Origin of the sequence: Pseudoalteromonas sp. L23 (assembly GCF_021728455.1) — a bacterium.
In the GTDB taxonomy this organism is placed as follows: Bacteria; Pseudomonadota; Gammaproteobacteria; order Enterobacterales; family Alteromonadaceae; genus Pseudoalteromonas.
The window spans coordinates 108,084-132,031 of sequence record NZ_JAKKCW010000004.1 but is presented as its reverse complement, the minus strand read 5'-3'; the positions used below and the strand labels follow the sequence as shown (position 1 = coordinate 132,031).

General features: G+C 45.8%; 15 protein-coding genes. 8 read left to right on the top strand and 7 right to left on the bottom strand.

Features of this window, described 5'->3' with window-relative positions:
- Nucleotides 1–50: 50 nt before the first annotated feature.
- Together trmH and recG are read left to right on the top strand one after the other, a co-directional pair.
- On the top strand, nt 51–749 hold the full coding sequence (gene trmH / locus L3V43_RS09285; RefSeq protein ID WP_010605868.1) for a tRNA (guanosine(18)-2'-O)-methyltransferase TrmH: 699 nt from the start codon (nt 51–53) through the stop codon (nt 747–749).
- Between the two features lie 28 nt (nt 750–777).
- Nucleotides 778–2,865 (top strand): ATP-dependent DNA helicase RecG, encoded by a 2,088-nt coding sequence (gene recG, locus L3V43_RS09280; protein WP_237116432.1) that lies wholly within the window; start codon nt 778–780, stop codon nt 2,863–2,865.
- A gap of 13 nt (nt 2,866–2,878) precedes the next feature.
- Here the strand turns inward: recG and L3V43_RS09275 are convergent, their stop codons facing one another.
- Complete coding sequence (locus L3V43_RS09275; protein ID WP_237116431.1) at nt 2,879–3,349, bottom strand: GNAT family N-acetyltransferase; 471 nt, start codon at nt 3,347–3,349, stop codon at nt 2,879–2,881.
- Between the two features lie 165 nt (nt 3,350–3,514).
- On the opposite strand from L3V43_RS09275, the gene L3V43_RS09270 reads away from it, so the two are divergent.
- The 6 genes from L3V43_RS09270 to L3V43_RS09245 all read left to right on the top strand — a co-directional run bounded on the left by L3V43_RS09270 (nt 3,515) and on the right by L3V43_RS09245 (nt 10,261).
- Nucleotides 3,515–4,177: an esterase gene (locus tag L3V43_RS09270; protein ID WP_010605870.1), complete on the top strand. Its 663-nt coding sequence runs from the start codon at nt 3,515–3,517 to the stop codon at nt 4,175–4,177.
- A gap of 200 nt (nt 4,178–4,377) precedes the next feature.
- Nucleotides 4,378–5,103 carry a TetR/AcrR family transcriptional regulator gene (locus L3V43_RS09265; protein ID WP_010605871.1) on the top strand — a complete coding sequence of 242 codons (726 nt, stop codon included), beginning with the start codon at nt 4,378–4,380 and terminating at the stop codon, nt 5,101–5,103.
- Nucleotides 5,104–5,118: 15 nt separating this feature from the next.
- Nucleotides 5,119–6,219, top strand: coding sequence for an efflux RND transporter periplasmic adaptor subunit (locus L3V43_RS09260; protein WP_237116430.1), 1,101 nt, complete (start codon nt 5,119–5,121; stop codon nt 6,217–6,219).
- Nucleotides 6,219–9,326 (top strand): efflux RND transporter permease subunit, encoded by a 3,108-nt coding sequence (locus L3V43_RS09255; RefSeq protein ID WP_237116429.1) that lies wholly within the window; start codon nt 6,219–6,221, stop codon nt 9,324–9,326. Before L3V43_RS09260 ends, L3V43_RS09255 begins: the two co-directional genes overlap by 1 nt.
- A 170-nt stretch (nt 9,327–9,496) precedes the next feature.
- Nucleotides 9,497–9,916 carry a hypothetical protein gene (locus L3V43_RS09250; RefSeq protein ID WP_235366767.1) on the top strand — a complete coding sequence of 140 codons (420 nt, stop codon included), beginning with the start codon at nt 9,497–9,499 and terminating at the stop codon, nt 9,914–9,916.
- 123 nt (nt 9,917–10,039) lie between these two features.
- Complete coding sequence (locus tag L3V43_RS09245) at nt 10,040–10,261, top strand: hypothetical protein (protein ID WP_010605875.1); 222 nt, start codon at nt 10,040–10,042, stop codon at nt 10,259–10,261.
- 228 nt (nt 10,262–10,489) lie between these two features.
- Here L3V43_RS09245 and L3V43_RS09240 read toward each other — a convergent pair whose 3' ends face one another.
- From L3V43_RS09240 to L3V43_RS09215, 6 genes are all read right to left on the bottom strand, one after another.
- Nucleotides 10,490–17,194, bottom strand: coding sequence for a calcium-binding protein (locus L3V43_RS09240; RefSeq protein ID WP_346656519.1), 6,705 nt, complete (start codon nt 17,192–17,194; stop codon nt 10,490–10,492).
- Between the two features lie 20 nt (nt 17,195–17,214).
- Nucleotides 17,215–18,264 carry a hypothetical protein gene (locus tag L3V43_RS09235; RefSeq protein ID WP_235366765.1) on the bottom strand — a complete coding sequence of 350 codons (1,050 nt, stop codon included), beginning with the start codon at nt 18,262–18,264 and terminating at the stop codon, nt 17,215–17,217.
- A gap of 222 nt (nt 18,265–18,486) precedes the next feature.
- Complete coding sequence (locus L3V43_RS09230; protein ID WP_235366764.1) at nt 18,487–18,897, bottom strand: hypothetical protein; 411 nt, start codon at nt 18,895–18,897, stop codon at nt 18,487–18,489.
- Between the two features lie 28 nt (nt 18,898–18,925).
- The gene (locus L3V43_RS09225; protein WP_235366763.1) at nt 18,926–19,975 is read right to left on the bottom strand and encodes a hypothetical protein; all 1,050 of its coding nucleotides are present in this window, start codon (nt 19,973–19,975) and stop codon (nt 18,926–18,928) included.
- A 32-nt stretch (nt 19,976–20,007) separates the two neighbouring features.
- On the bottom strand, nt 20,008–21,321 hold the full coding sequence (locus L3V43_RS09220; RefSeq protein WP_235366762.1) for an HlyD family type I secretion periplasmic adaptor subunit: 1,314 nt from the start codon (nt 21,319–21,321) through the stop codon (nt 20,008–20,010).
- A complete protein-coding gene (locus tag L3V43_RS09215) occupies nt 21,318–23,516 on the bottom strand; it encodes a type I secretion system permease/ATPase (protein WP_237116427.1) in 2,199 nt (732 codons plus the stop codon). The genes L3V43_RS09220 and L3V43_RS09215 overlap by 4 nt, the downstream gene beginning before the upstream one ends.
- Nucleotides 23,517–23,948 lie beyond the last annotated feature (432 nt).

Below are 23,948 nucleotides of genomic sequence, written 5' to 3'. Positions count from 1 at the left end.
CTTCTTTTTTGTTATAATCGCGGGAATTTTTTGATTAGAGTAGTAAGTAGATGGCTGAGAATAGATTCCATCGTGTAAAAAGCGTATTAGATAGACGCCAAACCGACCTCACAGTGTGCCTAGATGAAGTGCATAAGCACCATAATCTGTCAGCGATTGTGCGTACCGCAGATGCGGTTGGCTGTCACCACGTACACGCAGTATGGCCACAAGATCAAAGACGGTTAACAAACAATACCTCAGGCGGAAGCAAAAATTGGGTTGAAACCCATATGCATGAGGATATAGACCAAGCTGTTGCGACAATTCGTGAACAAAACCCAGGTGTACAATTATTAGCAACCAACCTTAGCGATAGCGCCGTTGATTTTCGTGAAATTGATTACACCAAACCTACCGCAATTATTGTCGGGCAAGAGCGTTTAGGGATCTCAGAGCGCGCACTTGAGCATGCGGATCAGCACATCGTGATCCCAATGCAAGGTATGGTGCAATCACTCAATGTGTCTGTTGCTGCAGCGCTTATTTTATACGAAGCGCAGCGCCAAAGAGATGCAGCAGGACTGTACAAACGTACAGATATGATGGATCCTGTGGTAAAACATAAGTTACTATTTGAAGGATGTCATCCAATCATTGCAACCCGCTGTCGCGAAAAAGGGCTACCTTACCCGGCACTTGATGAGCACGGTGAAATCGTTGCAGACGACGCTTTTTGGGACATTCTTAAGTTTACGCAGAAGAAATAAATAACGCGGATCACGCTAGAGGATTAGCATGTCGACACCAAATTTGGCCACTTATCCAATCACCGAATTAAAAGGCGTAGGCCCAAAAGCGGCCGAGCGTTTGGCCAAACTTGGCATTCAATCGGTGCAAGACATGTTATTTCACCTTCCGCTACGCTACGAAGATCGTGCGCGCACCTATCCTATCTGCGAGCTGCAAGCGCATAGCCATGTCAGTATTGAAGCCGAGATTGAACGCAGCGAAATCACGCAAGGCAAACGCCGCATGTTGGTGTGTTATGTTAATGATGGGACGGGGCGGATCGCGCTGCGCTTTTTCAACTTTAATGCAGCACAAAAAAATGCCATGCAAGCGGGCAAAGTGATCCGCTGTTTTGGTGAAGTTCGCCGTGGTCACTATGGCTTTGAAATGGCGCATCCAGAATACAGCATCAAAGAGACGCGCTCTGCACCGAGCGATCCGAGCCTTGCGACGCTTACCCCAGTTTATCCTACCACCGAAGGATTAAAGCAACTGAGCATTCGGGCAATTGCCGATCAAGCCGTTGAGTTACTACGCAAATATGATGTACCAGACTATTTACCAGCTCAATATCGACCATCGCAGCAAAGCCTAAAAGAAGCGCTGTTATTACTGCACCGTCCACCACAGGAAGTGGATTTAGCACAATTAGAGCTCGGGCAACATCCTGCACAGGCACGATTGGCGTTTGAAGAGTTATTGGCGCAAAACCTCAGCTTGCTTAAGCTAAGACAAAAAGGTCAAGCGGTAAAAGCGGTTGCACTACCGCCCACCAACCCACTTGAAGCTCAGTTTTTGTCATCCTTGCCATTTGCCCCCACCAATGCCCAAAGCCGAGTAGTGGCAGAGATCAAAGGCGATTTACAACATCCCTACCCCATGATGCGATTGGTACAAGGGGATGTTGGCTCAGGAAAAACGCTTGTGGCAGCGCTTAGTGCGTTAACGGCTATCGCGCAGGGTTATCAAGTAGCATTGATGGCACCCACTGAGATACTATCTGAGCAACACGGCATCAACTTCCTTAATTGGTTTGAACCTATGGGCATAGAAACCGTATGGCTGGGTGGTAAAACCAAAGGTAAGGAACGCACTCATGCGCTTGAGCGTATTGCTTCAGGACAAGCACAGATGGTGGTTGGCACCCATGCTTTGTTCCAAGAGCAAGTACAGTTTTCTAACCTTGCGCTTATCATTATCGACGAGCAACATCGTTTTGGCGTGCATCAGCGCCTAGCGCTAAGAGAAAAGGGTAAGTTTGGCGATTGCTATCCGCATCAGTTAGTGATGACCGCAACCCCAATCCCGAGAACCTTGGCAATGACGGCCTATGCAGATCTTGAAACCTCAATTATTGATGAGCTACCACCGGGCAGAACCCCTATCACAACCGTCGCCGTGCCAGACACCAGACGCAATGAAGTGATCAAAAAAGTACAAAAGGCCTGTGTTGAAGATAAGCGTCAAGTTTACTGGGTATGTACACTGATAGATGAGTCGGAGGCGTTACAATGCCAAGCCGCAGAAGACACCGCCAAAGCACTTGCCGAAGCCTTGCCAGAACTTAATATTGCGCTGGTACATGGCCGTATGAAAGCCCAAGAAAAACAGGCCATCATGGACGAATTTAAACAAGGTCATACCCATGTGCTGGTTGCCACTACCGTGATTGAAGTAGGTGTGGATGTCCCCAACGCTAGCCTTATCATTATTGAAAACCCTGAGCGCTTGGGTTTGGCGCAGCTGCACCAATTGCGTGGCCGTGTTGGTCGTGGGCAAATCGCATCACATTGTTTACTGCTTTACCATGCACCACTGTCGGTCACTGCGCAAAAGCGTTTGGGGGTGCTGAGAGAAAGTAACGACGGATTTGTCATCGCCGAGCGCGACCTTGAGATCCGCGGCCCCGGTGAAGTGCTTGGTACAAAACAAACTGGATTGGCGGAGCTAAAAATTGCCGATCTTAGCCGTGATAAACATCTATTACCGCAAGTGAGAAGCCTCGCTTTTACCGTGCTAAAAAACCACAGCGATATTGTTGACCCTATCATCTGGCGCTGGATGGGTGATAAGAGCGAACTAGCCATGGCGTAAGCCTGAAGCGTAATTATTTCTGTGTGTAGATGAGCTCAATTTCACCATCAAGCCTTCTTCCTGTCGGAATAAAACCTAATGCTTGATAAAAGTTCAACGCGTTTTCGGCCTCTGTATCCATGGTTGTAAGCGACAAACCAACTAACCCTATTAACTCAGCATACTGTTTGGCAAAACACATAGCGGCTTTACCATAGCCTTTAGATTGTGACGCTTCATCAATCATCAAACGCCATATGTATAAGTGTTGTGCCTGAAAGTGCCCATTGTCATCCCCAACCAAGCGAGGATCAATAAGCGCAATCATACCAACAGGCAAGTCATCATCGTACATGCCAAAACACACGCTGTCTTCATTAAAGCTATCCTCAATGATCCACTCGGCGTTTGATGCAATTAGATGTTGTTGTGAGTCACGCACTTTTAACTTGAGCATGTCACCTGCTACATCACTGTTTACTTTCAAAAACTGTAATCTACTCATTCGATTTACCCTATTACCTGTTTCGCTAGATAGTGTACCTACTATAGAAATATCTGCATACTTTATTTGGCCTTCACCTCAATACCCAACAATGGTCGCGCTACGCTTGCTTCTTTTATCAAAGCTTGGCTACCATCTCTCTACATCAACTAAAAAAACTCAAAAATGAATCGTTTACTACGTGCTGTATGCACCTCATTTGCTGCTTGCATGGCGTCGATCGCCTCAGCAAAAGCAGTTTACCCAGATGTACCAGAGCAGATTAATTCATCTGCCAAATATGTTTTTTACTCTCATGGCTATATCGTTGAAGGTGATAATGAAACCCCTATTCATAAGCGCTGGGGTAAATATGACTTTCCAGCCATCAAACAGGCATTAAGTGATGATGCCTATACGCTAATTGCTGAGCATCGCCCTAAAGGCGTCGCACCAGAAGCGTATACAAAAACCTTGGTTAGCAAGGTTCACAAGTTACTGGACGCGGGCGTCAGCGCCAGCAACATTACACTCGTGGGGTTTTCTCGCGGTGGAGCGTTAACGATAATGGCAAGTGATGCATTAAAAAATGATGCCATTCACTACGTGGTACTAGCAGGCTGCGCTGGGCTTATCAAAAGTAAAACCGAGATTAAACTCTACGGCAAGGTGTTGTCGGTTTACGAAACCTCAGATCAAGTGGGTTCTTGCGATTTTGTGAAAGCACGCTCTGCAAACCTCAAAAGCTTTACAGAGCTTTCGATTTCAACCGGTAAGGAACACGGCGCTTTTTATCTCCCGAGAGACGAGTGGTTAAAGCCAGTTAAAAGCTGGATTTTAAATCACTAATTAACCTGAGCTTTGGTTAATTAGCGTGGCGTTCTTTCAGAGGAACGCCGTACAGCGCATTCATTCTACTCCCTTTGATATCTTTAAATCGCATTTTCAAGCAAGCCCCCTGATTACTTATTGCACTTTTAAAAATGCTCTCTATAATTGAACCTTATTCGAATAACATTCGAATAAGGTTCAAACTCTAAGGAGAAACGATGGCACCGGCACCTAAATATGATAAAGAAACCCAGCAACGCATGATTTTAAACGCTGCGGAACAATGCATTAATGAGTCTTCAGTCACTGACTTTACAATGGCAAAGGTCTCTTTGCTTGCAGGATTGTCTATGGGCTCAATCTATAAATTTGTGCAGACTAAAGAAGACCTAGTAATGGCGCTGGCCTATGAGTCTTTTACCCATACATCCAGTGTTTTTAAGCAAGTGTTGTCGTTACCACTTAGCACGCCAGAACGCATGCTCGCGGTGTGTCTTATCTCGCCACAAAAGCTAAAACGCTTCTCTTTTGATTATGAATTGCAGTCCTACTCTACCAATGAGGCGGTGATTAAAAGGGCTTCTGAGTTTTGGACCAATAAAATTATCGAATCCTGTGGTGGCTGTGAAAACGTGTTTAAACAAGCGCTAATTGATGGCATTGAAGCAGGTGAGTTGCAAGCTACACCAGATCTACACGACATGATAGAAGAAATTATCATCACCGGCTGGGCGCTTACCGTGGGATATGAGCAAGTACTGCGCTTGCAACAAACTAAGCAAATTGTTGAGGGCACAGCTTCATTGCTCGCACCACTTGAGCTTAATGATCCTGTTATTCGCAGCACGGTGAGGCTACTTAACAGTTATCCATGGCAACAACCTATCACTCAAGACTCTCTGGTACGTATAGAGAAAGAATTGCAAGCGCTCGAGCTTCGTTAACTTAAGGAAATCACAATGAACATCAAACGTTGGCTTATGGCCGTTGTCATCATTCTCATCGTTATTACCAGCCTTGGTTTTGTGAAGTTTACACAAATCCAAGCGGCAATCGCCTTTGGGGAGTCTTTTCCGGAGCCTTCGGCTTCGGTAAAAAGCACATATGTATCAACCACTGAGCATATTAAATCGGTTAAGGTTGTAGGTCAGCTCCATGCCAAGTGCACCGTCACTATTAGTAACGAGTATCCTGGTCTTATCACTTACGTCGGTTTTAAACCCGGTGAACAAGTGGAAGCGAACCAAATATTGTTGCGCTTAGATAGCAGCATTGATGAGGCAAATCTATTAGCGGCTAAAGCTCGAGTAAAGCTTGCTAAATCAACCTATCAACGGGTTGCCAAATTACTAGAACAAAAGCGGATCAGCCCAGATGAGGTGGACAAAGCCGAAGCCGAGGTGGCAATTAATCAGGCAGACGTAAAACGACTAACCACATTAATCGAGAAAAAAACCATTCGTGCACCTTACCCGGGTCAAACGGGGTTAGAACAATATCAAGTTGGTCAATTACTTGATGCCAATAGCGAAATCACTTTCTTGGTTGGGTTAGAGGACAGCATTTGGGTGGATTTCAAAATTCCACAAACCTTACCACAACCTAATATAGGCGAAGACGTTAGCGTGGCAATTTCTAATGCTAGCGGCCAAATGCCTGCTCGCGTATCAGCCAAAATGCCAATGGTCGATGTCGCATCGCGTCAACAAAGTTATCGTGCTGAACTACAAAACAGCAATGGCACACTCAGCCACAATCAAATGGTGTTAGTCAATGTACCAACCGAGATTGTGAACGCCGCAGTTGTGCCAACCAATGCAATTACGCGCAATCACTTTGGCGAATTTGTTTATGTACTTGAAAAGGACGACAGCCAAAACTGGCGAGCAAAACCGGTAAAAATTACTTTAGGCGATAAGGTAAACGATCAGCAACTTGTACTATCTGGCCTGCGTGGTGGTGAATTTATTGCTGCTGAGGGGGCATTCAAGCTACAAGAAAATTTACTGGTTTATACCGATCAGGTTGCCGCTGTTGATGGCAATAACGGAGGCCAGTAATGAGCGCATTACACGAAAATAAGCCGTCTATCATGGATATTTTTGTTAACCGGCCGGTACTAGCGATCGTGGTGTCATTGCTTATTGTGCTAGCGGGTTTTAATGCCGCCCGAGATATATCGGTGCAGCAATATCCAAAAATAGAAAGTGCCTCACTGGTGATCAATACTGTCTATACGGGCGCAGCCGCAGACGTCGTTAAAGGCTATGTGACCGAGCCTATCGAGCGAGTGGCCTCTACTGTCCCGGGTGTCGACTATGTAGACTCGATAACTACCTCGGGACTTAGCAAAGTCACCGCTTGGCTTGAGCTTAATCACAGTACCACCGATGCCTTGGCTGAGCTGACCACCCGATTAAACCAGATTAAGTTTGAGTTACCCAGCGGAGCGGAAGATCCAGCCATTCAAATCGTACGTGCCGATAGTCCGTATGCGGTATTCTATCTCGATGTGGAATCTCAAGGTCTGCCACGTAATAACGTGAGCGATTATTTGATCCGAAATGTTGTCCCTTCTATGTCTGATATTCCCGGTGTACAAAAAGTGACGCTGGAAGGTGGCCGCGATCCAGCAATGCGAATTTGGCTCGATACCGAAAAACTCGCTATCTATGGCGTAAGTGCTAGCGACGTATTTGCCGCACTACAAGCAAACAACACCATTGCCACCTTAGGTTACAGTGAAAATAACAGACAACGCATCGACCTAATGGCCAATACCTCGTTAAAAACGGTAGCAGATTTTAACAACCTAGTGGTAAAAGAAATCGATGGCACGCAACTCAAGCTTGGTAACATCGCCACGGTAGAACTCGGTGAGGCCGAAGGCATGGTAACCGCACGCCTTGATGACCACGATACCGTATTCTTAGCGGTGTGGGCATTACCAGGTGCCAATGAAATCGATATTGGTGACGCGCTGTATAAAAAGATTGATGAGATAAATACCATCTTACCCGACGGCATGCATCTAAGAATTGGCTACGATGGCACGCTTTATATGCGTGATTCCATAAAAGAAATCTTCACCACGCTTGGGGAAACCGTCCTACTTGTGGGGATTGTTGTACTCGCGATGATGGGCTCGTTTAGAACCGCCATGGTGCCGCTGGTTACCATTCCTATCTCGATTTTAGGCGCAATCGCGGTGATCTCAGCAATCGGCTTTTCGCTCAACTTACTGACTATTTTGGCTATCGTACTTTCTGTTGGGTTAGTGGTGGATGATGCCATAGTGGTAGTTGAAAACGTTGCGCGTCATATGCGCGAAGGCAAACCCAGATTACAAGCCGCGCTTATCAGTTCACGTCAATTACTCGTCCCAATCATTGCCATGACGCTGACCCTTGCAGCGGTCTACGCGCCAATCGGATTTTTAACAGGTTTAACGGGGTTCTTATTCCGAGAGTTCGCGTTCACCCTAGCCATTGCGGTATTAATTTCTGGACTGGTTGCTATTACCTTATCGCCCATCATGAGTGCTTACGTTAATCCCGAGGGCGGTAAAGAAGGTAAATTAACGCAAAAGGTCAATGGCTATTTTGATCGATTACAAACGTTCTATTTTCGTGCACTCGATACCTTGTTTAAGTGGCGTCCACAGGTCTTTTTTGTCGCTATCGTGTTCTCTTTATTGTCGGTGCCGTTTTACCTGTTATCACAAAAAGAGCTAGCCCCTATCGAAGATCAAAGCAGTATCCAAGTCGTAGTGGAAGCACCACCTGAGTCTTCTCAAGCTTATACGTCAGCGAAAATGAATGACACTGCCGAGGTCATGAACGCCACTGAAGGCGCTGAGTTTACTTGGCAGATTATTACGGCAGCAGCGGGTTTTGGCGGTGTAGAGCTTGCACCATTTGATGAGCGAGAAAACTCAGTACACGACTTGCTATACGATCTATACGGCCGGTTAGGCAGCGTGACTGGGCTAAGTTTATTCCCTATTCTACCGGCATCGCTTCCTACCGCAGGGCAGTTTGACGTTGAAGTAGTATTCCGTGCCAGTGACGATCCAACCGCGATGAAGCAGTACGCCGATGAGATTATTCAACGGGCAACCGCCAGTGGCAGCTTTATGTTCGTCAATACCGACCTAAAAATTGACCTGCCGCAAGCCGAGCTTGAAATCGACCGAGAGCTAGTTGCTGACTTAGGTCTAAACTTGTCGTCGGTAAACGAGCAACTTAGCATTTATATGTCGAATAATTTTGCCAACTACTTCAACAAAGAAGGCAAAGCCTACCGCGTCATTCCCATTGTCGGCGATGGCGAAAGGTACAATCCTGAGAACATTCTTAATATGCAAGTAAGAACGGATGCTGGCGATCTTATTCCGATTTCAGCGTTTGCTACCTTGCGCACCTTTACAAGCCCTAGAGTGCTTGGCTCATTCAATCAGCAAAACTCGTTTAGAATATTGGCAGGCACACTGCCACACATTACCAAAGAGCAAGCGCTCACACAGGTCGAGGAAATTGCAGCAGACGTCTTACCTAGTCACTACTCCATTGACTACGCTGGTGAATCAAGACAGCTAAGAAAAGAAGGCAACACCATGGTTGGCGTACTCCTGTTTGCCATGATAGTGGTGTTTTTCTTGCTGACGATCCAGTTCAACAGCTTTAGAGATCCGCTCGTGGTACTACTCGGCTGCGCACCTTTGGCACTCGCAGGTGCATTGATGCTACCGTTTTTATCACTCACGACCGTCAACATTTACAGCCAAATCGGCCTAATTACGCTTATCGGTTTAATAGCCAAAAATGGCATCTTGATTGTTGAATTTGCGAACCATTTACAGCTTGAAGGTAAATCGAAATTTGAGGCGGTAAAAGGGGCTGCGGCCACACGTCTAAGACCCATACTGATGACCACAGGTGCAACCGTGCTTGGTCACTTCCCGTTGGTATTGGTAACCGGTGCAGGCGCAGAAGCGCGCAACAGTATAGGTATTATCTTAGTCGCAGGCATGCTCATCGGTACTTTCTTCACTTTGATTGTCTTACCGCTACTTTATGAAAAGCTAGCCAGCGATCACCGTGGCGAAGCCGAAACCATTGAAACCCACCCTGAAGCGCAATTGGCAGGCAAAGTCAGTATGACGTGATAACTGGCTAATAACTAAAGGACACTAAGTGCCATGCTTAGTCGCTCCTGAAACAAATTTACAAACTGTCCGACGAGAATAGGCTGGCCATGTGGGGCGAAAACCCATATTGGCCAATACTTTTGTGGAACACAGCTTTTTACCCATGAGCTGCCTTGCTGCCCAGTTAAATGACACGCTTTCGAAAGCGATTTGACGAAGATGGGGCTGAGTCGATGTTGTCGTTACCTGTTGATACTGGTCTTAAAAGTAATACCATTAAGCCTTCAAACTTGCGAGAAGTACTCGTAGACAGTACAACCATGGAGAAAAATGTTACCCATTCAAAAGGTTGTAAACTACTAGAAAAATACTGCGATAAACTGGCTGGTTTCGCTAAGCGGGCCGAGCGACTGTTAAAGCAAGAAAAAACGAGTAAAAACAAACTCTATAGCCAACATGAGCCGAGTGTTGAATATATCGCCAAGGGAAAAAGCGCAAGGCCGTATGAGTTTGGTGTCAAAGAGAGTGCCGCAACGACATTGAAAGAGCAATTTGTAGTGTACTCTCATATGATACACAGTAATCCCTATGATAGTGACGCGTTATAGAACACGTTGAGCATAGTGGAAAATGTCAAAGATGAGCGACCTTAAAGCTGTTTTTTAGATAGACGTTGGCGCGGGCACTTTACAGCACGTTATGATGTGTATATTGCTGGGCAATAACGGAAAATGGTGCAGAGCATTAAGAAAAAGCTCAGGCGACGCAATGCGATAGAGCCAATCTTCGGGCACATGAAACAGGACGGTCACTTAGGTCTTAACCGTTTGAAAGGAAAGCTGGGTGATAGGCTTAATGCAGTGCTTGCAGGCGTAGGCCAAAACTGCCGTACAATTCTAGCCCAACAGCTGCTTTTTTATGCTTTGATTTCATATCAGTTATTAGCAGCATGAAGCACTGTGCGATAACAGAGCTTTCAATACAGATAATGCTCAGTCCAAACTGATTTAGTTCAGCAAGCTGAGTATTAATACGTCATTATTCAGAATCGACTAGATGAACAGGCCGAAGCGCTAGTCCGCTCGGAAAAAGTCGCAATAGAACGCACAGGCTGCGCCATTTACATGACGTGGCCTGTAAGTTCAATCGCTACAGCCAAAGTGTAGCGGTTGATCGGGAAGTTAATGCTGAGTAACTGCAAGCATTTTGTCCAGCAGCACAGCGCTGCCAAGCTCTGCATCATCGTCCGCAGTATCAGCAGCATGAACAGCCTGCATCAGACGTTCAAAACTGATTGAGACACCACTTTGCTCACTGCTCACAAGCAACCTGCCCGCAATATCCGTGGGAGTCAGCTGCACAGAGTCTGCAAACTGGAATTGCTCCAGCTGATAACTTGTTTGCTCGGAACCGACAAAGTAGTTGAGCACTGTGACACTGCTGCCTGGCGATATATCGATGATCAGATCCGCTTGAGATTGCCTGAACTGGACATCTGTTGAGCTAGCCTGAGTAAATATCAGCGTCTCTGTGCTCACCACTGATTCATCAAAATTGTTAATCACCACATGCCCGTCCTGAGCACCGATCACATAGGTATCATTGCCCGCCCCACCAATCAGATAGTCATTTCCACCGCCAGAGATGATCCAGTCATCACCGTTCTTACCATCGATCAGATCAGCACTAGAGCCGCCGAGCAGGGTATTTTGGCTGCCATCGCCAGAAAAACGTGACTCAAACCGCGTTTCATCAGGCAAGTTGTCATACTGTACTGAGCGCACTCGGCTTGGGTTTGTCATACCAAATGCGGAAAAGATCTGATCGGCTGAAATACTCGAGCCATCAGATAGTTGAATTTGTTCAACCACAAAATCTCCACCCAGAAACCAGTTTTTGACCGTCAGCTTGTCACCCCCAGAGCCGATATTCAGCACCAGATTGTTACCGGACTTTTGCAATCCGCGTGCTACATCAGAAAACCCAATGCCCTGCATTTCAATAACATCATCACCACCATGGGTGTTGTCAATGACATCCTGACCATCGCCAGCCCTGAACAGGTAGCGGTCATGACCGCGGCCGCCAATAAGTAAGTCATTGCCTTTACCACCAGACACAGTATCATCACCGGACAATCCCTCAATGATCTCATCGTTGTCTGTGCCATTCAGGGTATCGCTGCCTGCGGTGCCGTAACTGATTGCTGCGGCTGGCGCTTCAGGGTTCGGTAATGGCAAGCCAAAAGCGCCATAAATTTGCTGCGCATTGAACATCCCCCCGGTTTCAAACTGGAATACTTCAACCATGTTGTGGCCACTGGCAAAAAAGCCTTCTACCGTTAGGGTGTTCTCATTGCTGCCTTGTACTCTCAACACCAGATCATCACCAGATCGTGTAAGGCCAGATGCGACATCGGAAAAGGTAATGCCATTTCTGAACATCACAGTGTCAACGCCTTCACTATCACGGATCACGTCCTGGCCACTGTCGTAGAAGTAGTAGTCATCCCCTCTGCCACCCAGTAACAAGTCGTCACCCGCCCCGCCAATCAGCTCATCCGATCCAGCGCCACTGCTGAGCACATCATCGCCGTCACTGCCCGTTAGTACATCCTGTGTACCTCCTGAATTGGTCACAGAGGCACTGCTGTTGTCATTTGTTTTACCACCATCGTTCCCACCAGAGTCCGCTGTGATGCTTTGTTCAATATCAGCAATGCTGATCACTGAGCCATCTGTAAATTGTAGCTCATTGACTTTATAGTACTCAGTACCCATAAACCAGTTTTTCACCGTGATCTTGTCGGTACCTCCGGCAATTTCAATCACCAGATCTGTGTGAACCTGACGGAACACAAGGTCTTCTTTGCCTATCCCTTCTCCGAACTGGATCACGTCGTAAGAGGCTTCATGTTGCGGTTTGCGCATGCGTGGATCCCACTCGATGATGGTATCCTGACCATCTCCTTTGTTGAAAATGTAGGTATCATTTCCTAGGCTGCCGAAGATTTCGTCATTTCCTTTACCACCCTCAAAAGTACCTGAAACCCGGTAAAAGTCGTGAAAATATGCATGCAGCGTATCGTCGCCTTCACCACCGAATAGGTGATTCCCATCAAAAAAACCAGCTCTCAGTTCGTCATTACCAATACCGCCATCTAAATAGCCATTACCTTCAATGGTGTCATTGCCATCCCCGCCATAAAATTTGGAATAGATTTGGCCGTAAGAAATAATGGTGTCATTGCCACCCAAACCATGGATTTCAACGGCTGATTGCTCTTTCCCATAGAGCATGTCATCACCCTCGGTTGCAGTGTTCAATAGCTGGTAGAGATCTTCAAAGCGCAGTTGCTGGCCGTCGGAAAACTCAATGACTTCTATAGTGTAATCATTGACGCCATCACCCCAAAAATATTTATCTAGTTGTATCTGGCTATCATCTTCTTTAGCAATAATAGTCAAGTGGTTGGCATTACGTTCAAATCGCACGTCAGCCAGTGTGATACCATCTTCAAAAATGATCCAGTCATCCTTTGAGCCATACTCCTCAATGATGTCCTGGCCCCAACTTTTCGCAAAGATATACTTGTCGTTGCCCGAGCCTCCATTGAGTAGGTCATTACCAGAACCACCAACTAACAGGTCACCGTCTTTACCGCCTTCCAATACGTCATCACCAGCACCGCCAAACAGCTCGTCATAACCGGTTCCACCCACTAGAGTATCATTGCCAGCTTCTCCATAAAGCTTGTCTCTGCCTTTCCCCCCATCAAGTCGGTCATCACCAAGCCCGCCCTTTAGCTGATCATTACCATCCAATCCTCGAATGTCATCGTTACCCGCGCCGCCTTCGATATGATCAGGTTGTGCTAGACCTGTGATCGTGTCATCTCCATCTGTTGCGCCAAATGTCAACGCTTTTATCTGCTCGTAGGTGATCACGTCACCATTAGCAAAATGAATTTCATCGATGTGAGCAAAGATCCTTAGTGTATTAAAATCAACCTCAGACGTAAAAAACTGTTTCACGAGAATTGAGTCATCATCATGCTCAATGAGCAGTGATTCTTCAACACGCTTAAATGTCATATCGCTGAGTGATATGCCGTGACCAAAGGCTATAACATTGTGTGGATCATAACGCCAGTCAGCATTGGCAAACTCGCCATTTTCATCCAAATAAGCTTCAAAATACTCTCGCGGTGCAAGCAATGTGTCTTGTCCCCAACCCTGCTCAAAATAGAACACATTATCGCCATCAGTATCTTCTATGGTGTCGTTACCGATACCACCGGATATAAAATCATCGCCACTACTACCATAGATAGTATCGTCTCCCGCACCGCCATAGATGACATCATCACCACTACCACCATCCAGAGTGTCATTACCTTCGTCACCTAATAGCGCATCGTGGCCGGAGTCGCCATGCAGCGTATCTTTGCCTCGACCACCATAAAGCTCGTCATTGCCTGATTCACCCTTAAGCTCATCATCTCCACCCAAACCATACAGCACATCATGCTCGCCCCGATTACCTGTCAAGGTGTCGTTTTGCTCGCTACCATGTACGATCAATAACCGTGTTTTGATTTCATTAGCCGTCATGACAGACCCATCATGAAACTCGAACACGTCAATTTGCTGGTGCTGACTGACAAAATAGTCACGAATAGTGATGGTTTCGCCGCTGGGTAAGATAGTTAGAACGATATCTTTATCCTGCCGCGCCACCTCGATCTGATCTTTAGTCACATCCGAGCCAAAAACAATTTTATCATGAGCATTGGACCAGTAACGGGACATATCATTAATAATGATGTCGTTACCATCTCCTACATTCCACAAGTAAATATCATCATCGGCGCCACCAGTTAAAATATCATTACCTTGTCCACCTTGCAGTATATCTTCACCGGCACCGCCCTCTAGCCGATCATTTCCTAGCTCACCTTGCAATTCGTCATTGCCAAAGCCGCCATTTAGCACATCATTTCCAGCATCGCCAAACAAGATATCGTTATCTGCACCACCGTACAGATTGTCAGCCCCTTTGCCGCCAAGAAGTATATCGTTTCCCATACCGCCATAGCTTTGGCTGTCTATCTTATCTCCCACTAAAAGGTTATGGCTACTAGTTCCTTTCAATATTCGCCCATAGGAGTGCGCAGCATGTCGTACAAAACTTAGTTCTGACAATACCGCGCGTTTATGTGGGTCGCGTGCTGCAGCAATCACCTCGTCCTGAATGCGAGGGAATATGTGCTCAAAGACATCTTGGTCCGTTCTTCCTTTACTTTGCAACAGTGCAACTTCTGGGAAAAGCTCAAGCTCGCTCATAGAGCTTTCAAGAATAGATAGCAACTTACCAAAATCACCATTTTCCAGTTCTAGTCGTTTTTGTGGGTCAAGTAGTAAGATACGCAGCTCATCCTTAACCAGAGGATATATTTCAATTAACATCGACTCGCCAGGTTCTGAGTAATGATCCAGAATATCAATATATCGGAACAAATAGTCTCCATGTACCAACCCTTGCTCTATATCAACAACCAGCCGAGAGGTCGATACTACGAGGTCTACCGTGTCATCATATAAAAAGCCAAGGTAAGGCGCTAAGGTCGAAGTTGACAACATCTGAAAGTAGAACCCGTCAACCATTTCATCGAACGTGGCTTTGATCCTGTCACCGAGCCTATCTAGAGTCCATGATGTGATTTCCTCACCCCAAAGCTTTTCAAGAAACTGAACATAACCCGATTCCAGCCCTTCGCTCGGCGCATCCGCGGGGATACCAGCCCATTGCCAGATAATATCCATCAGCATATTGCGCTGAGCAACTGGCTCTCTTTCCTCAGCAAATGCCCGCACCAGAGACTTTAACTGGTCACCTTCTTCGAGCAGCATTGCGTATCGTAGTGATGCCATGTTGCCATAGCCGTCTGCATCGGGCAGCAACATCAACTCAGGAGGGATGCTTTTATCTTTACTCTGATGGATCTCAACAGGAATAGTATTTATCGTATCCCGCTCAAACCAGAGGCTTTCAGTCAACCCCTGACTTCCATCCGTGCGCGTGAAATAGCCGGCACCACGGTGATCAACCCCATTGGGATCCATGCCTGTCCCGCGTGACGTGCGTAGTGACAACTCAGTAATACTCAGCTCTGCAAGAGAGAACAGTTCACCTTCAGAGCTTACTCCATCGCTGTTCAGGTCCTGCCATACTTTAAGTGCTGCAAACTGCGTATCTTGCGCATCAATAATACCATCTTCGTTGCTGTCCAGCTCTGCCAGTGCCTCGTAACCATCTCTGGCGAAATCGCCACTCGCTAACATGGTCTCAGTACCGAAAAGCTCTCCACCACCATTTACAATCCCATCATGATTTCGGTCAAGAAATACAAAACCATCGTCGGGTGCCAGCCAACTGACTTTCTCTGCAAAACCACTGTTGTCTAGATCAAAGTGCACCCCATTTTCTAATGATTTGGTCTCTATACCATCACCATCTAAGTCCACCGCAAGCGGGTCTCTGGGGACTCTTGGCGGCGGCGGTGGTGGTTTAGGTTTATACTTAGGTTTCTTTTTACTGCCTGAACCACCATCATCATCATCATCGTCCTTGTTGTTACCATTGCCACTACCTGTTCTTGGTCTGTATGGCACATAGGTGGTACCATCGGGGTGAGTAAGCTTACCGGTGATCACATCCCGCAGTACCAAAGTAAAATATTCCACAAATTCCCCGGTGTGACTCTCTATCAGCTCAACACTAGGAGGAAGTAAATTGGTAGCTGGGTCTTTGTAGCCGCCTTTAGTAATAGAGCCATCTGGATTCACCCAGAGCTGATCGCTGGGGTGAATATCCTGGCCCATATAAATAAGATAGGGCTCTGTTGGAAAGGTAGTGTCAATTTTACATTCAAACTCACCGACCGGAAAGTCGGCCGCATCCAGCTCGGTTTTCAGCTCTTTAACTAGGTTATTAAATTTGGCGAACATGGCAGTTTTACGATCGTCCGCCAGCAGACTGTGCTCCCCCTTGTTATTGACATCGACAACATTATTGAGATAGTCATTAATCTTGCCCTTTTGCTCACTGAGCAACGCGTACAATTGTTTTTTTTGCGCCAGTGTCATTGATTCCAGCACTTTGAACGCTTCCGCAAAACGGCGCTCCTGCAACCCATATGACCTGCCATCGGCCTTGCCATCATCGTTGAAGTCCTTGGATCTATTACTGCCAAACAGCACTTCAAAAAAAGCATTATGAATGTTACCGCTGACAATCGCAGCCGACAGATTTTTGCCTACCATGGCCTCGGTACCGCCATTAAAAGCCAAAGATAACACTGTGGTACGCTGCGACTCACTCAGCCCACCCCAGTGGGCTTTGGCATCAGCGCGGCTTATTTTCTGACGGCTCGCCAAGGTGTTAATAATTTGCTTCTCATAGTCCTGCATAGCCGTTTCGAAAATAGGCTTCATGGCCTCTTTGGCTGCAGTATCATCGCCAAACTCACTAAAACTAAAGGTATCCTTCGCTTTGGCCTTTAATTCCGGATCCGTGATTTTATCCTTATACTTTTTTAGGATATCGTTGATTTTTTTGGTGTTAGCACTGAGGGTACTTTTGTTCCATTCTGAGTCATTAAAAACAGTTCTTACATCTTGCTCAAGATTGTTATAATTATCATTTAAAACAGATTCTCTATAACCAAGAGCATCGAGAACCAAATTTAGAACATCACTATTCCTAAGATTATACCCAACGCCTATTGTCGGTATCCCCTTATGATCAGGATAGATAGAATTTTCCACACCTTCATATTTTGATATGAAATCAAATACACTCTCTTCACTAGACAAAACAAACACTCCTTTTTTAAAAATCATCATTAATAATTATACCAAAAACCACACCATGAGCTCAGTTCTAGACGTGATTTACTGAAATCAAACATTGAAACTTTAATGTCTTGCTTACTTCCTACAGGGCCTGGGTTAATACTATTCATGAAGTAACCTTTTGAAACAGCATAGAAATCATTATTCATTCTAATAATTTCGTTCCTACCTTTAATGTTAAAATAACTAATAACTCCATCCACACCCAGTGTAAAATACGCATTATTGTAACCATTGCTCCTTGTCTTATTTAAAACTTCTTCATCAGGAAGAAGTTCCCATTCAGCTGCTTTATCCAACGGGCTTGCATCATATTCCCACATTTCACAATGGTAGTTAGGGTAAGAATATTTAACGATACTTTCGTTCTTTCCATCGTTATTAAGATCAACGTCAGCAATCTCCAACTTTAAATACCCACTTTGATATTTTTGCAATTGATCCTGCCAGTTGTTCTGTTTCCTGTGGTAAATCAGTGCTATTTGCTGATCCAGCTGCTTGAGCAGCTCTCCCTCAACCGGTTTAAAGGGCAGTGTCGTAAAACCAGAACCGGTCAAATCTGGAAGCTTACAGCTTCGAAAATCTTCCCTGGGTGTGCGGTTAAGCACCTTGAGGTAAGCCTGACATTCTTTATCTCCCCAGCCGTAGGTCGTCAGCCTGAAGTTGGGTAGCGGCGTGTCCTGGCCGTTGATCTGGGCGACCCGAGCCTGATAGGCACGGGTAAAGCAGTCGTTCGTCTTGCATTGTGCCAGCACAGCTTTATCCCACTGCTGCTGCTCAACCTCTAATGTCTTTTTAGCTTCTACACAGTCCCAGTCATCGTCATGCTGTAACTCACTCGCTAACTCACACAGCCATGCTCGTTGGTTGTAATAAGCAACTTGCAACGCGTTGTTTTCTATTTTGAGCATTGCCGACTTGCATATTCGTTTATCCAGCTCAGACGTCGGTTGTTTACAATTTGCTCCCACCGCCCAGACTGAGGGTGATATAATCAGCAAGCACAGACTGAGCCTGCTCAAAAATAATTCTTTTTTCATTGCTATCCTTAAATATTTTAATCAAATTAGTCTTTATAAGACCTTTAATAACCTTTATTTAAGTGGCGTAGCTCCTTAGCTACCAAAATCTATTAAACCTTCTGAAAAACCAATAAAATATAGATTCATTCAAACAACACACCTCACTGATTTATCGGCTCGATAACTCCCTCGAAATTTTTCAATACATTAATAAAAAATTTAAAGCTCTTTATAGCCGTATCAAAAATGACTGCATGGCCTCTTTGGCTTTCGACTTTCCAATATAAAAACGCCAAACTCACTAAAACTAAAGGTATCCTTCGCTTTGGCTTTTAATTCCGGATCCGTGATTTTATCCTTATACTTTTTTAGGATATCGTTGATTTTTTTGGTGTTAGCACTGAGGGTACTTTTGTTCCATTCTGAGTCATTGAAGATGTCTTTTATTTCTCTGAAAAACCCATCATAGTGTGTCACACTTAAGTTGGACGCATTATAACCCAGCTTATCCACCACCAACTTTAAAACATCATCATTATTTAGGTTATAGCCCACACCAATTGTTGGTATCCCTTTATGATCAAAGTAGATATTTTTCCTAACACCCTCATGCTCTGATATAAAGTCAAAAATATTATTCCCACTAGTCAAAACTCACTCTCCTTTCGCAATTAAAAAACTAGTAATTATACCAAAAACCACACCACCTTTCTTTTTCCCCCTTACCACTTTCAAATCTAAAGTAATCCATCTGGATATATTCCTTCCCCCCCCAGTTTTCATAATTTCTACTTGTCACCATACGATTCCCTTCAAAAGTCAAAAACTTACCTTCAAATACAACTAAATCATTCTCCTGCCAATATTCAACAGCTCCCAAAACGCCTTTCGAATCAAGATTGAAAAACAAGTTTAAATACCCATTCCTTTCATTTTTTCTCACAATCTCTTTGTCACTTAATTCCTGCCAAACAGCCTCTTTTTCGCTAGCTTCCATGTCGGCATCAAGCAAGTCGCATAGAAAACTAGGTCTCGAGTACTTAACTACCTTCTCCATCTTCCCATCTTTATCCAAATCAACTTCGGCTATTTCCAGCTTTAAATACCCACTTTGATATTTTTTTAGCTGCGCCTGCCAGTTAGCCTGCTTCTCGTGATTACGTAGCGCTATTTGCTTATCCAGCTTTTTAAGTAACTCCCCCGTAACCGGTTTAAACGGCAACGTTGTAAACCCCGAACCGGATAAGTCCGGAAGTTTGCAACCCCGGAACTCTTCTCTGGGCGTGCGGTTAAGCACCTTGAGGTAAGCCTGGCATTCTTTATCGCCCCAGCCGTAGGTCGTCAGCCTGAAGTTGGGTAGCGGCGTATCCTGGCCGTTGATCTGGGCTATCCGAGCCTGATAGGCTTGGGTAAAGCAGTCGTTCGTCTTGCATTGTGCCAGCACAGCTTTATCCCACTGCCGCTGCTCAGCCCAAAAGTCTTCCTTGGCGGCCATACAATCCCAGCCATCTTCACGGCGCAGAATCTCAGCACTCTGGCATAACCAGGCACGCTGGTTATGAAACGCCACATTCAACGCTTCATTAGCCGCTGTTAAACTAGCTGACTGACATATTCGTTTATCCAGCTCAGACGTCGGTTTTTTACAATCCGCCCCCACCGCCCAGACGCAGGGGGTCAGTAGCAACAAGGTACTGCTGAGTACAGCCAGTTTAGTGAAACCAGACATAATGCTTCCTTATTTAAGTTAAGTGTTGTGCCTTAACGCTCGCGGGCACCTTCGTCTAGGTGTTGTACAACGGGCGATAACAGAAATTCGATGATCCGACGCTGACCAGTTTTTACTTCAGCAGACACACTCATACCTGCACTAAGCGGAACAACGCGGCCATCGATTTGGATAGTTTGTTGATTAATCGCTACCTTGACAGGAAAATACAGGCCAAGCTGCTCATCCTCTACCGCATCTGTAGACACGTCGAGTACTTCACCTTCGATGATCCCATAACGGGTAAACGGAAAGCTGTCGATTTTCACCTCAACAATCTGTCCTTGGTAAGTAAAACCGATGTCTTTGTTTAATAGCCGTGCTTCTACTATCAGTTCATCTTCTGCCGGTACTATAGTCAGTAATTGTTGAGCTGGGGTTACCACTTCACCTAGTGTGCTTAGTGCCAGCGCCTCCACAGTGCCGGACACAGGTGCATACAGTTTATTTTGGTTTAACAAATACTGAGACTTTGCCAGTTCTTGCTGCGCATTCACTAACTCCTGCTCCAGCTGGTTGAGCTCGGCCTGAGCTGTGCGTATTAAAGTCGCTTTTAACGTTTCCTGTTCTTGCCGTGTTGCTTTTATGGTGGCCTGCAAGGTTTCTATGGTTGCCAGCTCAATATGACGCTGTTCACGGTTGTGAATCGCCGTTTGTTTAATTTCAAGATACTCTTCTCGCGAAACCAGTTTGTTAACTTGTAGCTGCTCCAGCGCTTGCGCCCGTTCCTCAACCAAAGGCAGCACCTTATCCAGCTGAGTTAGCTTCGCCCGCGCACCAGCCAGTTCGGCTTCAAATCTGAGTAATTGCGATGACAGCGAAGCCCGTTCACTACGATACTCGGCCAGTTCTGCTTCCAACAGCGCTTGCTGTGCAGGGTTGAGTAATCCGGTGCTAGATGGCTTAATCTGATTAAGGCGCGCAATGAGTAGCTGTTTACGACGGATCTGCTGAGAAAAGTCTTGTGTTGACAATCTGATACGCTGAAAATTTGACTCGGTAATGGCCGGATCAAAAGACACCAATAGTTGGCCTTGCTCAACCCGCTGCCCTTCATGCACATGGATCCCCCGTACCACCGCCGTTTCCAGTGGCTGGATCACTTTGACCTTTTGCTTCGGGATCAGCTGGCCCTGTGCCACAGCAACAATGTCTACCCGGCCAATGTAGGCCCAAGCAATTGCGATGATTATGCACACCAATAAAGTCCACACAATAGCCCGCGCACCTTGTGGCGGCGGAGCTGCCTCGATCTCAAGCGCGGGAGCCAAGAATTCATATAACCGAGTATCCTGCTTGCGGCTCATGGCGTCACCTCCGGCTCCAAAGAAGCGTACTGCACTTGTCCCCGATGCTGAATATGCGACAAACGGGCATAATGTCCGCCTAACCTGAGCAATTCAAAATGACTCCCCTGCTCAACGACCTCTCCTTTATCAATTACCAAAATACGGTCGGCATTTTGTACAGCGCTCAGACGGTGTGCGATAATAAAGACAGTGCGATTTTGGGCGATGCGTGCCATATTGTTGGCAATGATCTGCTCAGATTCATAATCCAATGCGCTGGTCGCTTCGTCAAAAATAAGGATGGGTGGATCGCTCACCAATGCCCTCGCAATTGCCAGACGCTGCCGCTGGCCCCCTGAAAGCATACCGCCTTGTTCACCTATCTGGGTGTCATACGCTTCTGGTAGTTGTAAGATAAACTCTTCGGCGCCAGCCATACGGGCCGCTTCTATTACTCGCTCCAACGGCATCGACGGATCGCTCAGTGCAATATTGTCGCGCACGGAGGCATTAAACAAAAAGTTTTCCTGCAACACTACACCAATTCGGGTCCTTAACCAGGCCGGCGGCAATAAGCTGATATCAATTCCGTCGATAAATACACGACCTTGGTGGGGTAAGTACAACCGCTGGATCAATCGAGTTAGTGAGCTTTTTCCAGATCCAGATCGCCCCACAATACCAACCACCTCGCCCGCTTTAATGGTCAGGTTTATGTTATTCAAAACAGGAGGTCTGTTTGGTGCATAACGAAATTCAACATCTTCAAACCTCACCTCACCACGCAGTTTTGGCAGCATCATATTGCTTGACCCCTGTGTTTCAGTGGGAGTATTGAGTACATCCCCAAGACGAGCCAAAGATATTTTTGCCTGCTGAAAGTCCTGCCATAAGTTTGCAAAACGCATGATCGGTGCGGCCACGCGCTGTGCTAAGATGTTAAATGCAATGAACTGGCCTATCGTCAGCGCGCCACTTGTAACACTAATGGCACCAAAATAGAGGATCAGTAAACCCGTTACTTTAGTCACATAGCCCGACAACTGACCATAAATATTATTAAGCTGAAATGCCTGAAATGACACACGGACGTAATTTGCCAGCTTTTCATCCCAGCGTTGCCTGAGCTGAGGTTCAACCGCCAGTGACTTAATGGTTTCGATACCATTGACTGATTCAACCAAAAACGAATGGTTTTCTGCACTGCGCTGAAACTTAGCTTCCAGCTGGGTTCTCAGGGCGGGCCCCATCAATAACGCTATCACAAAATAGCATGGCAGGCTGGCGACCACTATCCATGCTAGCGCGGGAGCGTAGTAAAACATGATGGCAAAAAATACCACGGTAAAGAACATGTCGAGTACCACGGTCAAAGCGGAGCCGGTCATAAACTCGCGAATGGTATCAAGCTCTTTGATCCGCGCAACAGTATCACCGACCCGACGGGATTTGAAATAGGCCAGCGGCAGCGCTAGCATGTGCTGATACAACTTACTACCGAGGCTGACATCCACCCGGTTGGTGGTATGACTAAACAAATAGGAGCGCAGACCGGTTAACACCACTTCAAAGGTAATGACAAACAAAAAACCGATCGCCAACACATCAAGTGTTGTCATCCCTTTATGCACCATCACTTTATCTATCGCAACTTGAAAAAATATAGGCGAGGCCAGTGCCAGCAACTGGATAAAAAATGAAGCCAGTAAGACATCGGTAAAATACACTTTGTACTTGGCCAGTGCTGGTATAAACCACTTAAAGCCAAATGCCACTTTACTAACGCGATCTAAAGCGCGTGGAGTCAGCATCAGCAGCCGCGATCTAAATAACTTCGCAAACTGAGCATATGGAATCAACTCAGGTGGCCGCTGTAGATCAAAATGTTGAATAACAGCCCCTTCAGCGGCTACTTTTGCAATCACGACAAACTGGCCATCAGATGTCTCGGCCATGGCTGGCAGCAGCTTATCATTGAGGTTTTCTAACCTTACATTTCTGAATTTGGCTTTATAGCCTACCGAACGGGCAGCTCTAATGATCTGAACATCAATAAATTCATGATCATTTCGCTGTTCTAAAGGAAACTCATGACTAAGATCGGTCGTATTAATCGGTTTTTGGTGAAATTTACCTATCAGTGACAGACAAATGAGCGCCTGTTCAAAACGCGCTTCCGGGCTGATTTGTGTATTACATTTTTTAATGGTCAATTTGAAATTCCCGCTTCCCCTAAATAGGGACTATCCTTTGTCGCGGAATATAACAATCAAATATTTCAACTTCAATGAAAATAGTAAGATATTACAGTCAAAACTCACAAAGCCGCATTAAGTGATCTGCTTTAATCAAAAAGCAGACACTTTGAGAAGGGAATATAATCCTACTATTGAGGTGTATGTATATGACAAAAAGAAAAAATAGAATTTATGTCAATGAGTTCAAACAAAAAACTGTGGTATCGGTAACGGAGTATAGCTATAGAGTATCTAAGACAGCAGCTTCTCTAGACATTACACAAATGATGTCTCTGCATATATGCGATATTACAACTTAGATCGGCTTCATACTGCCAACAACAATATGTCGCCAAACAACTATGAAAATTCCTTTAGGAGAGTCTCCGGTTTAACTTGAGCAGAACA

Excerpts from the sequence above, each read along its gene's own strand:
- trmH (WP_010605868.1), top strand. The coding sequence starts at position 51 with ATGGCTGAGAATAGATTCCATCGTGTAAAAAGCGTATTAGATAGACGC.
- recG (WP_237116432.1), top strand. The coding sequence starts at position 778 with ATGTCGACACCAAATTTGGCCACTTATCCAATCACCGAATTAAAAGGC.
- L3V43_RS09275 (WP_237116431.1), bottom strand. The coding sequence starts at position 3,349 with ATGAGTAGATTACAGTTTTTGAAAGTAAACAGTGATGTAGCAGGTGAC.
- L3V43_RS09270 (WP_010605870.1), top strand. The coding sequence starts at position 3,515 with ATGAATCGTTTACTACGTGCTGTATGCACCTCATTTGCTGCTTGCATG.
- L3V43_RS09265 (WP_010605871.1), top strand. The coding sequence starts at position 4,378 with ATGGCACCGGCACCTAAATATGATAAAGAAACCCAGCAACGCATGATT.
- L3V43_RS09260 (WP_237116430.1), top strand. The coding sequence starts at position 5,119 with ATGAACATCAAACGTTGGCTTATGGCCGTTGTCATCATTCTCATCGTT.
- L3V43_RS09255 (WP_237116429.1), top strand. The coding sequence starts at position 6,219 with ATGAGCGCATTACACGAAAATAAGCCGTCTATCATGGATATTTTTGTT.
- L3V43_RS09250 (WP_235366767.1), top strand. The coding sequence starts at position 9,497 with ATGACACGCTTTCGAAAGCGATTTGACGAAGATGGGGCTGAGTCGATG.
- L3V43_RS09245 (WP_010605875.1), top strand. The coding sequence starts at position 10,040 with ATGGTGCAGAGCATTAAGAAAAAGCTCAGGCGACGCAATGCGATAGAG.
- L3V43_RS09235 (WP_235366765.1), bottom strand. The coding sequence starts at position 18,264 with ATGAAAAAAGAATTATTTTTGAGCAGGCTCAGTCTGTGCTTGCTGATT.
- L3V43_RS09225 (WP_235366763.1), bottom strand. The coding sequence starts at position 19,975 with ATGTCTGGTTTCACTAAACTGGCTGTACTCAGCAGTACCTTGTTGCTA.
- L3V43_RS09220 (WP_235366762.1), bottom strand. The coding sequence starts at position 21,321 with ATGAGCCGCAAGCAGGATACTCGGTTATATGAATTCTTGGCTCCCGCG.